A 12,622-nucleotide genomic window follows, 5' to 3' on the forward strand; every position below is an offset into this window, starting at 1 on the left:
GGTCACGGCGGGTGGAGTGAAGTGGGGCGGTAAGGCGCGGGGAGTGCGCTGCCCTGGGAGTGCGCTGCCCTGGGAGTGCCGGGCGTCGGCGGGGTCGGCGTCGGGCGAGGGTCTGGATGGAAGCGGTCCGAGGGGGCGCGGGAAGCGTCCGGTGCCGGTGGTTCGTGCTCATGCTCGCGCCTTTGGGATTCGGCCGTTGGTGATCCGCAGCTGTTTCCCCTTTGGTGTCGGTTCCTGCAGCTGATTTACCTCGCCGTGTCGGCGGGCTCGCGTGTGGCGGGCCTATGACGGCGGGCCGGGTCAAGATCCTTTCTCGGGTGGTGGACTGGCTTCCTACCAGCGCAAATGCCGCTTTTCTCCCGATCCGGGCGCCCTGGCTGCGTGTTGGCCGGACCGGAATAACCTCCTCGCGACCCCACTTTGGTGCCATGCTGGTGGGGGCGCTCGACATCGGGCCCGCGGATGGGGCGCCCACGCCGCCTCGAACGTCGTCCGGCGGACGGTGACGACGAGTGAGTATCGGCGGGAGTCGACGGCAGTGGTCCGGGTGTCCGGCGGGCCGCCCGACGGTTGATTTTCCGGTCCGGGAAGCCGAGAAGAGTGGCCTAAATGCCGGAAGATCATCCGGGTTTGGGCGACCGTTTCCGCCTGGGTGGGCTACCCCGGGTGGTCCGGGGCGGACGGTGTCCCCTGGTCGCCGGCCGGCCAGCGTTCCCAGTGGCCGTCGTCTGTCAGCTCCTGGCGGCGGAAGGTGAGGCGAGCCGATTGCGGCGGCCGATGAGGTACCGGTTGGCCCATCGTTGATCGGCATCGCTGTGCGTCCCGCCCCTTCGGTGAGTTGCTCGGTGTGCCCACGAGTTCAGGTCCGGCCCGGCGATGTGTGCCCGGTTATTTTCGGGCGGCATGAGACCCGCCCTGTACAGATCGGCTTAACACCCGCTACTCTGATCGGGCAGGGCGTAGCGGGTCCCTTTGTTGACGCGACGTCTCGCGGGGGGTTGCGCTGGGAAATCTTCTCGGGCGCGGTTCCCTTCGGGTGCGTCGCCGTGACGACCGGGACGCCGTGGTTCGAAACCAAATACGCCACTCGAGGGAGACTGGCGACGACCCCCCCACGCCGTCAGTCTCCCTCTTCCGCTGTGGGCGCGCACCTGCGCGTGAGCGTCTCGCCCTCGCCGGAGCCGCCTCATCGGTCGACGTCCTGATAAATTGGCGGGATGTTGGCCACCCTTCGAGGGGGATCGTCCGATGACGGTGGCGGGGTTGGCGCCGCTGGGCGCGCCCGGCCCGCCGCCTCCCGCCCAACCGGCACCACCTGCGGAATCCTCTGCCCTGGCCGGGGCGGCGGGGCCGCGGTGACAGCCCAGTGACCGCCCAGGTCTCGCCCGACGGGGTTCCGCTCGAGGAACAGGCCGGGGTCGGCGGTCCCGACGCCTTCCAGCGCCTTTACACGCCCCACCGGATGGCCTACATCAAGGGTGAAGGTCGCGACCGCGACGATGAATGCCCCTTCTGCTCCATCGTCGACATGTCCGACGAGGACGGGCTGGTGGTTGCCCGCGGGAAAACCGTCTATGCGGTTCTCAACCTCTATCCATACAATGCCGGGCATCTGCTGATCGTGCCTTACCGGCACGTCGCCGACTATGCCGAGATGGGTTCCGAGGAAATCGTCGAGATGGCCTTTTTCGTGCAGCGTGCCCTGCGCGTGCTGCGTACCGCCAGCGGGGCCCACGGTTTCAACACGGGCATGAACCTCGGGCACGTCGCCGGCGCCGGAATCGCCTCCCACGTGCACCAGCACGTGGTGCCCCGGTGGGGTGGCGACACGAACTTCATGCCCGTGGTGGGGGTGACCCGGGTGCTGCCCGCCCTGCTCGGGCAGACCCGGGCGATGCTCGCCGACGCCTGGGCAGGCGCGGCCCCGGCCGAGTAGGCCGCTGCGGCGAGTAGGCCGAGCGGGCGATCAGCCGATCAGCGAATCGGTGAGCTGCGGTGGCATCGGCTCGAAGCCGTGCGGCTCGCGGTGGAAGCTTCCTGTTCCGTGGCTCAGCGAGCGCAGCTCTGTCGCGTACCGGGACATCTCGCTTTCCGGCACCTCGGCATGGACGACGGTGCGCGTCGCGGCGAACGACGGTGCGCTACCCGGCGCCGACGGGACCGGATCCATGCCGACGACCCGTCCCCGTCGGGTCGACAGGTCGCTGACCACCGTCCCGACGAATTCGTCGGGCACCGACACGTCGACGGCCAGCACCGGCTCCAGTACGACCACACCGCCGCTGCGCACGGCGTCGCGCAGCGCCAACCCGCCGGCGATCTGGAACGCCAGATCCGAGGAGTCGACGCTGTGCGACCTGCCGTCGACCAGGCGCACCCGCAGGTCGGTCAGCGGGTGACCGGCTCGCACCCCCTGGGCCATCTGCGCCCGGACGCCCTTCTCCACCGAGGGGATGAACGAGCGGGGAATGGCGCCACCGACGATCTCGTCGACGAACTCGAAACCGCTGCCCGGCGGGAGCGGCTCGACCTCGAGCTGGCAGACGGCGTACTGGCCGTGCCCACCGGACTGCTTGACCTGGCGGCCCAGCCCGCGCGCGGGCGCCCGCAGCGTCTCCCGCAGCGGGATGATCGTCGCTACCCGGTCGACGGTGGCGCCGTAGCGCTGGGCGAGACGTTCGAGCACTGCGTCCGCGTGCGCCTCGCCCATGCTCCACAGGACGAGCTGCGCGGTCTCCGGATCCTGAACCACCCGTAGGGTCGGATCCTCGATCGCCAGCCGGGACAGCGCGGTCGACAGCCGGTCCTCGTCGGCGCGGCCGCGGGCTCGGATGGCGACCGGCAGCAGCGGCTCGGGCATCGTCCAGGCGGACAGGTGCCGCGGATCGTCGAGGCTGGACAGGGTGTCGCCGGTCTCGGCGGTGGCGAGCTTCGTCACCACGCAGATGCCGCCCGCGGGGCAGTCCGGCACGCTGTGCAGCGCCGAGCCGTAGGGCCGGGACAGCGCGCCGACCCGCTCGTCGTCGTCATGGTCGGCACGGCCGGCCGCCGCCCGGCCGTGCCCACTGACGTGGACGGGGTCATCCGGGCGCAGCGTCCCGCTGAAGACCCGCACGACCGACATCCGGCCCACATACGGATCGGTGGTCGTCTTGACGACCTCGGCGACCAGCGGCCCGGCGGGATCGCCGGTGCCCGGGGCGCAGGCCGTGCCGTCGGGGCGGGTCAGCGCCGGGAGGGGATGCTCCGCCGGCGCGGGGAAGCCCTGGGCCAGCAGGTCGAGCAGCTCCGTCGAGCCGAACCCGCCGGTCCGCGCCGGGATCCGGTCGCCGCTGCCCTGGTTCGCGCCCTGGTGCGCGCCCTGGTCGGTGCGCAGGCCGACCGGCAACACCGGGAAGAACGTGCCGCGGGCGACCGCGGTCTCCAGATCGGCGAGCAGCAGGTCCGGATCGGGGTCGGCGCCGGACAGGTAGCGGTCGAGCAGCGTCTCGTCCTCGCTCTCGGCGATGATCCCCTCGACGAGGGCGGCACGAGCGGCGGCGTGGCGCAGGTCGGACCGGCCCGACTCGGCCGTGGACTCGCGCCGCCCGCCGGGGCCGTACTCGACGGTCCGGCCGGTCAGCAGCCCCGTCAGTCGCACGGTGCCGTCCGCCGTCCGGTGGGGCAGCCAGGCCGGCAGCACCCCGGTGCCGAAGGCGCGTTGGCACTCCTCGACCGCCGCGGTGAAGTCGGCGCGGGCATGGTCCAGGTGGGCGATTGCGATGGCACGCGGCATGCCGACCTCGGCGCACTCGGTCCACAGCAGGCCGGTCGCGCCGTCCACGCCGTCGACGGCGCTGACGACGAACAGGGCGGCGTCGGCGGCGCGCAGGCCCGCGCGCAGCTCGCCGATGAAGTCCGGGTAGCCCGGGGTGTCGAGCAGGTTGATGGTGAGCCCGCGGTGGCTGACCGAGCACAAGGAAAGACTGACCGACCGGGAGGGCCGGTGATCGGGGTCGGCGTGCCCGACGTAGCTGGTGTGAACGAGCTGATGGTCGCCGTTCTGGCGTTCGGGCGGCCCGGCGGTGGCGAGCAGCCGGTCCACCAGGGCCGTCTTGCCGGCGCCGGTGTGCCCCACCAGGACGACGTTACGTACATCGCACGAGGCTGTTGACATCCTCGCCTCCTTGATAGGCAGGTGAGATCCTGTCCGTAACGGCAGAGTGCTCCCAGGTGACGTGGGGCACAAGCCCGAGTGGAGCCGTGGTCGGGAATGCACGGATCGTGGCGGCGGTACTGTGAAGACCGCCCGAAGCCGGGTATACGCGGGACGACGGGACACCACATGCTCGCTAGCAAGGCACGACCGCAGATCCAGAAGGTGCTCGACCCGGTGAGCCAGTGGGCCGCCAGGTCGTCGATATCGCCCGACGTCGTGACGATCATCGGCACCATCGGAGTGGCGGGCGCCGCGCTGGGGTTCTTCACCCGCGGGGTCTTCTTCCTCGGCACGGTCGTGATCACTCTGTTCGTCTTCTCGGACCTGATCGACGGGGTGATCGCCCGCGCCCGAGGTATCTCCTCCAAGTGGGGGGCCTTCCTCGATTCCACCTCCGACCGCGTCGGCGACAGTGCGATCTTCGGTTCGCTGATCATTTGGTATGCCGGCGACGGCGACTCGCTGCCGCTCGTCGTCGCCGCGCTGGTCTGCCTGGTGGCGGGCTCGATCACCTCCTACGTCAAGGCGCGCGCGGAGGGGCTCGGCTTCACCTGCAACGTCGGCTTCGCCGAGCGCGGCGAGCGGCTGCTGATCCTGCTGGTCGCCGCCGGTCTGTACGGCCTCGGCGTGCCCTACCTGCTGCCCGCCGCCCTGTGGTTCCTCGTCGCCGCGACCACGCTTACCGTCGCCCAGCGCGTGGTACACGTCTACCGTCAGTGGTACCGCGCGGGTGACCCGCCGGCGCCGCCGGTGTCGACCGCGGCCCCCACCGTCCCGTCCGGGGCCATGCCATCCGGGCCCGCGCGGCGGCCGTGACCGAGGGGCGGCTCACCGACCTCGGCTACGCGCTGGGCTGGCGCGGCGTGCGACTGTTGCCGGAGTCGGTCGCCGCCGCGGCGTTCCGGCTCGGCGCCGACGCGGCGTACCGGCGCGGCGGGCGAGGGGTCCGCCGGCTGCGGGCGAACCTGAGCCGGGTCGCGCCGGCCGGCACCGACCTGGACCGACTCACCCGGATGGCGATGCGCTCCTACGCGCGCTACTGGCTCGAGGTCTTCCGCCTGCGCGAGCTCGGCACGGAGCGGATCGTCGGCCGGATGCGGGTCCTCGACGAGCACCTCCTGCGCGAGTCGCACGCCCGCGGCGCGGGCACGATTCTGGCGCTGCCGCACATGGGCAACTGGGAGCAGGCCGGCGCCTGGCTCGCGGCGACGGGCGTCCCGTTCACCACGGTCGCCGAGCGGCTGCGGCCCGAGTCGCTGTTCGAGCGTTTCGTCGCGTTCCGCTCCGAGCTCGGGATGGAGGTCATCCCGCTGACGGGTGGCGAGAGCCCGCCGTTCGGCCTGCTCGCCGACCGGCTGCGGGCCGGCGGGATGCTGTGCCTGCTCGCCGACCGCGACCTGTCCCGCACGGGCATCGGCGTGCGGTTCTTCGGCGCCAGGGCCACGATGCCCGGTGGCCCCGCCGCGCTGGCGCTGGCCACCGGGGCGACGCTGCTGCCGGTCACGCTGTGGTTCGACCGGGACGGGTGGAGTGCGCGAATCCACCCCGCGGCGCGGCCGAGCGACGTCGCGACGATGACCCAGGACCTCGCCGACGCCTTCGCCACCGGCATCGCCGCCCATCCCGCCGACTGGCACATGCTCCAGCGCGTCTGGCGCGACGAGGCGTGACCCCGCCCGGTCGCCCCGCGGCGGCGTCGTGAAGATCGGCCTGGCCTGCCCCTACACGTGGGATGTCCCCGGCGGGGTCCAGGTCCACGTGCGCGACCTCGCCGAGGCCCTGCTCGCGGCGGGGCACGAGGTCTCGGTCATCACCCCCGTCGACGACGAGCAGACCCTGCCGTCCTACGCCGTCGACGCCGGTCGGGCGCTGCCGGTGCCCTACAACGGCTCGGTCGCCCGGCTGCTGATGGGCCCGGTCTCCGCCGCCCGGGTCCGCCGCTGGCTGCGCGAACACGACTTCGACGTCCTGCACGTGCACGAGCCCAGCGCGCCGAGTGTCAGCCTGCTGGCCTGCATGCTCGCCGACGGGCCGATCGTGGCGACCTTCCACACCGCGAACCCCCGGTCGCGGTTCCTGACCGCCGCGCAGGGCGCGCTGCAGCCGTCCTTCGAGAAGCTGCGCGCCCGCATCGCCGTCTCCGAGGCTGCGCGGCGCACGCTCGTGGAGCATCTCGGCGCCGACGCCATCCTGATCCCCAACGGGGTCGCGGTGCAGCACTTCGCGGATGCCCGGCCGCTGCCCGGCTACGACGACGGGCGGCCCACCGTCGCCTTCCTCGGCCGCATCGACGAGCCGCGCAAGGGCCTTGACGTGCTGCTGGCCGCGATGCCGGCGCTCGCCGCCCGGATCGACGACGCACGCCTGCTCGTCGCCGGGCCCGGGGACGCCGCGGCGGTGCGTGCACGGCTGGAACCGCAGCTGCGGTCCCGGGTCGACCTGCTGGGCCTCGTCTCCGATGCCGACAAGCCGCGGGTGTTCGCCTCCGGCCAGGTGTACTGCGCCCCGAACACCGGCCAGGAGAGCTTCGGGATCGTGCTGCTGGAGGCGATGGCGGCCGGGACCGCCGTGGTGGCCAGCGACATCGACGCGTTCCGCCGGGTGCTCGACGACGGTCGCGCTGGGCGGCTGTTCGACGTCGGCGATCCCGCGCGACTCGCCGCCACCCTCGCCGACGTGCTCACCGATCCGGCGGAGGCCGCCGGGCTGGTCCGCCGAGGCCGGGTGGTCGTCGAGACCTACGACTGGCGGACCATCGCCGAGCGCATCGTCGGCGTCTACCAGATGGTCTCCGGAGACCGTCGGGTGTCGCTCGCGTCGACGTAGCCGGGCGGTACCGGCGCCAGGTCACATCCCTGCGTTGGCTACGCTGCGCGAGATGACCGTCCTCGTGGTGGTCGTTGCCCTCGTGGTGGCGATCGCGACCTATCTGACCTGGCTGGCCCGCCGGCTCGACCGGCTCGCCGCCCGGGTGTCGGACGCCAGCGGCGGTCTGATCACCCAGCTCGTCGCCCGCGCCGACGCCGCGGCGCAGCTCGCCGAGCGCTGCGGTCTCGACGAGCTGGCGGTCAGCGCCGCCCGCACGCGGGCGGCCTACCCGGAACTGCTCGCCGGCGCCCCCTTGAACGCCGCGGTCGAGCTGGCCGAAAACGCGTTGAGCCGGTCTCTGCGCTCCGTCGAGGTCGCGGCGGCCGGGCAGCGTTTTCCCATCGAGCTGCACGCGGTCGACTCCGGTGCGGCCCGGGTGGCGCTGGCCCGCCAGTTCCACAACGACGCGGTCCGTGACCAGCGGGCGCTCGCGGGTCGCCGGGTGGTCCGGGTGCTCCACCTGTCCGGGCGCCGCCCACCGCCCGGCTACTTCGAGATCGACGACGCGCTGCCCCTTCGAGAGGAGCCCTGGCCGCGTCTCGTCGAGGGCTCGGTGCGGGGTGCCGACGCGCCCGGACGCGAGGACCGGCCGGGGCACGACGGGCCGCTCGGCCACGACGGGCCGCTCGGCCACGGCGACCGGCCGGGCCTGGCCTCCTGATCTTGCCCGGTCGGCGCGGCCTGCGCCGTACGATGGGGAACCGACCCACCCGCACGGGAATCACCTGGCTGGGTATCCGACATGCAGGTGTGCCTGACATGGCGGAGCCGGCCGTGGTGCCCGACTGGAGCGAAAAGAGACGGCACATCATGTCCCAGGGCCAGACTGCCACCGCCGGCCCGGCGACCGACTCCGCCCGGCATGCCGGCACCGCCCGCGTCAAGCGTGGCATGGCGGAGATGCTCAAGGGCGGCGTGATCATGGATGTGGTCACGGCCGAGCAGGCGCGCATCGCCGAGGACGCCGGCGCTGTCGCGGTGATGGCCCTGGAGCGGGTGCCCGCCGACATCCGCGCCCAGGGCGGCGTCGCCCGGATGAGCGATCCGGACATGATCTCGGAGATCATCGAGGCGGTGTCCATCCCGGTCATGGCCAAGGCCCGGATCGGGCACTTCGTCGAGGCCCAGGTGCTCCAGGCCCTCGGGGTGGACTACGTCGACGAGTCCGAGGTACTCACCCCGGCCGACCCGCACCACCACATCGACAAGTGGTCGTTCACCGTGCCGTTCGTCTGTGGGGCGACGAACCTCGGCGAGGCGCTGCGCCGTCTCGCCGAGGGGGCGGCGATGATCCGCTCCAAGGGCGAGGCGGGCACCGGCGAGGTCTCCAACGCGGTGGTGCACATGCGTACCATCCGCGCCGAGATCGGCCGGCTCTCGGCGCTGCCGGCGGAGGAGCTCTACGCCGCGGCCAAGGAGCTGCGCGCCCCCGTCGAGCTGGTCACCGAGGTGGCTCGGCTCGGCCGGCTGCCCGTCGTGCTGTTCACCGCCGGCGGCATCGCCACCCCCGCGGACGCGGCGCTGATGATGCAGCTCGGCGCGGACGGGGTGTTCGTCGGCTCCGGGATCTTCAAGTCGGGCGATCCGGCGCGGCGCGCCCGCGCGATCGTCGAGGCCACCACGATGTTCAACGACCCGGACGTCCTGGTGAAGGTGTCGCGGGGCCTGGGTGAGGCGATGGTCGGCATCAACGTCGCCGAGCTCCCGTCGGCAGCCCGGTACGCCGACCGCGGCTGGTGAGCGGTCCGCGGATCGGCATCCTCGCGCTGCAGGGGGACGTGCGGGAGCACGCCCGGGCGCTGAGTGACGTCGGCGCGCGGCCGGTGGAGGTCCGCCGTGCGACGGAGCTCGCCGCGGTGGACGGTCTGGTTCTGCCCGGCGGCGAGTCCACGACGATCGGCCGGCTGCTGCAGGTGTTCGAGCTGCTGGAGCCGCTGCGGGCGGCGGTGGTGGCGGGCCTGCCCGTGTTCGGCTCGTGTGCTGGCATGATCCTGCTTGCGCGGGACGTCGTGGATGGCCGGCCGGACCAGCCGCTGATCGGTGGGCTGGACATGGTCGTCCGGCGCAACGCCTTCGGCCGGCAGGTCGACTCGTTCGAGGTCGACCTCGACGTCGACGGTGTGGAGGGGCCGCCTGTGCACGCGGTCTTCATCCGAGCACCATGGGTAGAAAAGGCGGGCGATGCGGTCGAGGTCCTGGCTCGTGTCGCCGAGGCGCCGGTGGCGGTCCGTCAGGGCTCGTTGCTGGCCACCGCGTTCCATCCGGAGCTGACCGGTGACTCCAGGATGCACCGGCTATTCGTCGACATTGCGCGATCTTCCGGATCCGGTCGGTGATCGCGAGTAAGAGGGGCAGGACATGAGCGGTCACTCCAAGTGGGCGACCACGAAGCACAAGAAGGCAGTCATCGATGCGCGGCGGGGCAAGCTTTTCGCCAAACTGGTCAAGACGGTGGAGGTCGCCGCCAAGACGGGGGGCGGCGATCCGGCGGGCAACCCGACGCTGGCCGACGCGATCGCCAAGGCCAAGTCGCAGTCCGTGCCGAACGACAACATCGAGCGAGCGGTCAAGCGGGGGTCCGGCGAGCTCGCCGGCGGGGTGAACTACGAGAACATCACCTACGAGGCGTACGGGCCGAGCGGTGTTGCGATCCTCGTCGAGTGCCTCACCGACAACCGTAACCGGGCCGCCTCCGACGTTCGCGTGGCGATCACCCGCAACGGCGGCACGGTGGCCGATCCCGGTTCGGTGTCGTACCTGTTCAACCGCAGGGGCGTCCTGCTGGTGACGAAGTCCGCCGAGCTCACCGAGGACGATGTGCTGCTCGCCGTGCTCGACGCGGGCGCCGAGGAGGTCAACGATCTCGGCGACACCTTCGAGATCATCTCCGAGGCCACCGACCTGCACACGGTGCGGGTGGCCGCCACCGACGCCGGTCTGGAGATCACCTCGGCGGACATCTCCTGGCTGCCGAGCGTGAGCGTGCCGCTGGACGCCGAGCCCGCGGCCAAGGTGCTCAAGCTTCTCGAAGCGGTCGAGGATCTCGACGACGTCCAGAACGTGTGGTTCAACGGCGACATCTCCGACGACGTCATGGAGCTCGTCAGCAGCTGAGTGGGGCGTCGCCGCGCCGGAGGCGATCTGTTGGGCGTGTCGTGGATGTCCGGTTGCGCCGACCGATCTATCATCGAACAAGTGTTCTCGCGGGTGAGTGGTCGGGAGGGTGGATGCGGGTTCTGGGCGTCGATCCGGGGCTGACCCGTTGCGGCCTGGGGGTGGTCGACGGAGCCCCTGGCTCCCGCGCCCGCCTGGTCGAGGTGGGGGTGGTGCGCACGCCGGCCGGTGCCGAGGTGGCCGACCGGCTGCGGGCCGTCGCCGACGGCATCGACGCCTGGCTTGATCGCACCTGTCCGGAGGCGGTCGCGGTCGAGCGAGTCTTCAGCCAGGCCAACGTGCGCACGGTGATGGGCACGGCTCAGGCCGGCGCGGTAGCGATCATGCTTGCCGCGCGGCGCGACCTGCCGGTGGCCCTGTACACGCCCAGCGAGGTCAAGGCCGCGGTCACCGGCAGCGGGCGAGCCGACAAGGCCCAGGTCGGGTTCATGGTCACCCGGCTGCTGGGACTGACCGAGGTGCCGCGGCCGGCCGACGCCGCCGACGCGCTGGCGCTGGCGCTCTGTCACCTGTGGCGGGGCCCGGCGCTCGCCCGGCTGCGCTCGGCGGCGCCCGCCGCACCCGTACGCCGCCCAGCGGGGACGTCGTGATCGCCTCGCTGTCCGGCACCGTCAGGGCGCTCGGGCCGCTGTCCGCCGTCGTCGAGGTGGGCGGCGTCGGCCTGCTCGTCCAGTGCACCCCGGCGACACTGGCCCGGCTGAGCGTCGGTGAGCCGACCAGCCTCGCCACCACCCTCGTCGTGCGCGAGACGGAGCTGACCCTCTACGGTTTCGCCGACACCGATGCCCGCGACGTCTTCGAAATCCTGCAGTCCGCCGGCGGGGTGGGGCCGAAGCTCGCCCAGGCCGTCCTCGGTGTGCATGATCCGGACACGGTCCGCCGCGCGGTCGCCGAGGAGGATCTCGCGGCGCTCACCAAGGTCCCCGGGATTGGGCGCAAGGGCGCCCAGCGGATCGTCCTTGACCTGCGCGACCGCCTCGGCCCGCCGCGCGGCGCCCCCGTGCCCGCGCCCCGGGCGGCGGGCGGCCTTCAGGCCGACGGGCGCAGCGCGGGCGGCGTCGACGGGGTCGCGGACACCGTGCGCGAGGCCCTGACCGGTCTGGGCTATTCCGCGCGGGAGGCCGACGACGCGGTGTCGCGTGCTCTGGCCGTGCTGGCCGCGTCCCCGGACGACCCGGACCAGTCGGCCGGCGCCTCGGCGGCCGACGCCTCGGCGGCCGACACCGCGCCCGACGCGCCGACACTACTGCGGGCCTGCCTGGCCGTGCTGCGCCGATGACCGCGTCGGCGGGAGCTGGGCCGGCTGCGTCCGGGGCGTCCGGCGGCGGCGGATGAGCGCCGACGGCCTCGTCTCGGCCGCCGCGAATGCCGAGGAGCAGGCGTTCGAGGCCGGGCTGCGCCCGCGTACCCTCACCGAGTTCGTCGGCCAGCGCAAGGTCCGGGAGCAGCTTTCGATCATGTTGGAGGGCGCGCGGGCGCGTGGGCGTCCGCCGGACCACGTCCTGCTGTCCGGCCCGCCGGGCCTGGGCAAGACCAGCCTCGCGATGATCATCGCGGAGGAGCTGGCGGTGCCGCTGCGGATGACCAGCGGCCCGGCGATCGAACGGGCCGGCGACCTCGTCGCGATCCTCACCGCGTTGTCCCCCGGGGAGGTGCTGTTCCTCGATGAGATCCACCGGATCGCGCGTCCCGCCGAAGAACTGCTCTACGCCGCGATGGAGGACTTCCGGGTCGACGTGATCCTGGGCAAGGGGCCGGGGGCGACCGCAATCCCCCTCGACGTCGCGCCGTTCACGCTGGTCGGCGCCACGACCCGGTCGGGGCTGCTGACGGGGCCACTGCGCGACCGGTTCGGCTTCACCGCCCACCTGGACTTCTACTCTCCGGACGAGCTCGCCCGGGTGTTGACCCGCTCGGCGGCCCTGCTCGGCGTCAGCCTCACCGAACAGGGCGCGACCGAGGTCGCCGGGCGCTCCCGGGGCACCCCTCGCATCGCCAACCGGCTGCTGCGCCGGGTGCGCGACTACGCCGAGGTGCGCGCCGACGGGGTGGTCACCCGCGACGTCGCCCGGGCGGCGCTGCGGATCTACGACGTGGACGGGCTGGGCCTCGACCGCCTCGACCGGGCCGTGCTGGAGGCACTCGTCGGTCGCTTCGGCGGCGGCCCGGTCGGTCTCACCACGCTGGCCGTGTCGGTGGGGGAGGAGCCGGAGACGGTCGAGGACGTCGCCGAGCCGTTCCTGCTGAGGGCCGGCCTGCTGATTCGTACCTCCCGCGGCCGGGTCGCTACCGCCGCGGCCTTCGAGCACCTCGGACTCGAGCCGATCGCCGAGCCGCTCGGCCGCAGCCAGGCCCCGCTCTTCCCGGACACCGCCCCGATCC

The 12,622-nt window shown here is 72.7% G+C and carries 12 protein-coding genes; 11 read left to right on the top strand and 1 reads right to left on the bottom strand.

Features of this window, described 5'->3' with window-relative positions; genetic code table 11:
* The first annotated feature begins 1,366 nt into the window (after positions 1 to 1,366).
* Positions 1,367 to 1,936: an HIT family protein gene (locus NBZ83_RS23280; RefSeq protein WP_261566313.1), complete on the top strand. Its 570-nt coding sequence runs from the start codon at positions 1,367 to 1,369 to the stop codon at positions 1,934 to 1,936.
* 30 nt (positions 1,937 to 1,966) lie between these two features.
* Here NBZ83_RS23280 and NBZ83_RS23285 read toward each other — a convergent pair whose 3' ends face one another.
* Complete coding sequence (locus tag NBZ83_RS23285) at positions 1,967 to 4,156, bottom strand: elongation factor G-like protein EF-G2 (protein WP_261566314.1); 2,190 nt, start codon at positions 4,154 to 4,156, stop codon at positions 1,967 to 1,969.
* 168 nt (positions 4,157 to 4,324) lie between these two features.
* On the opposite strand from NBZ83_RS23285, the gene pgsA reads away from it, so the two are divergent.
* From pgsA to ruvB, 10 genes are all read left to right on the top strand, one after another.
* A complete protein-coding gene (gene pgsA / locus NBZ83_RS23290; RefSeq protein WP_261566315.1) occupies positions 4,325 to 5,014 on the top strand; it encodes a phosphatidylinositol phosphate synthase in 690 nt (229 codons plus the stop codon).
* The gene (locus NBZ83_RS23295) at positions 5,011 to 5,868 is read left to right on the top strand and encodes a phosphatidylinositol mannoside acyltransferase (RefSeq protein ID WP_261566316.1); all 858 of its coding nucleotides are present in this window, start codon (positions 5,011 to 5,013) and stop codon (positions 5,866 to 5,868) included. Before pgsA ends, NBZ83_RS23295 begins: the two co-directional genes overlap by 4 nt.
* 28 nt (positions 5,869 to 5,896) lie before the next feature.
* A complete protein-coding gene (locus NBZ83_RS23300; protein WP_261566317.1) occupies positions 5,897 to 7,024 on the top strand; it encodes a glycosyltransferase family 4 protein in 1,128 nt (375 codons plus the stop codon).
* Positions 7,025 to 7,076: 52 nt separating this feature from the next.
* Positions 7,077 to 7,727, top strand: a complete 651-nt coding sequence (locus tag NBZ83_RS23305; protein WP_261575796.1) for a LemA family protein — start codon at positions 7,077 to 7,079, stop codon at positions 7,725 to 7,727.
* Between the two features lie 149 nt (positions 7,728 to 7,876).
* Entirely contained in the window at positions 7,877 to 8,806 is a 930-nt protein-coding gene (pdxS, locus tag NBZ83_RS23310) for a pyridoxal 5'-phosphate synthase lyase subunit PdxS (RefSeq protein WP_261566319.1), read from the top strand.
* Positions 8,803 to 9,402, top strand: coding sequence for a pyridoxal 5'-phosphate synthase glutaminase subunit PdxT (gene pdxT / locus NBZ83_RS23315; RefSeq protein ID WP_261566320.1), 600 nt, complete (start codon positions 8,803 to 8,805; stop codon positions 9,400 to 9,402). Before pdxS ends, pdxT begins: the two co-directional genes overlap by 4 nt.
* Before the next feature lie 22 nt (positions 9,403 to 9,424).
* Positions 9,425 to 10,180, top strand: coding sequence for a YebC/PmpR family DNA-binding transcriptional regulator (locus NBZ83_RS23320; RefSeq protein ID WP_261566321.1), 756 nt, complete (start codon positions 9,425 to 9,427; stop codon positions 10,178 to 10,180).
* 113 nt (positions 10,181 to 10,293) lie between these two features.
* Entirely contained in the window at positions 10,294 to 10,830 is a 537-nt protein-coding gene (ruvC, locus tag NBZ83_RS23325; protein ID WP_261566322.1) for a crossover junction endodeoxyribonuclease RuvC, read from the top strand.
* Positions 10,827 to 11,519, top strand: a complete 693-nt coding sequence (gene ruvA / locus NBZ83_RS23330; RefSeq protein WP_261566323.1) for a Holliday junction branch migration protein RuvA — start codon at positions 10,827 to 10,829, stop codon at positions 11,517 to 11,519. The genes ruvC and ruvA overlap by 4 nt, the downstream gene beginning before the upstream one ends.
* Positions 11,520 to 11,571: 52 nt before the next feature.
* On the top strand, positions 11,572 to 12,622 hold a 1,051-nt coding region (ruvB, locus tag NBZ83_RS23335; RefSeq protein WP_261575797.1), incomplete at its 3' end, for a Holliday junction branch migration DNA helicase RuvB.

Source organism: Frankia gtarii (genome assembly GCF_025403375.1).
GTDB lineage: Bacteria > Actinomycetota > Actinomycetes > Frankiales > Frankiaceae > Frankia > Frankia gtarii.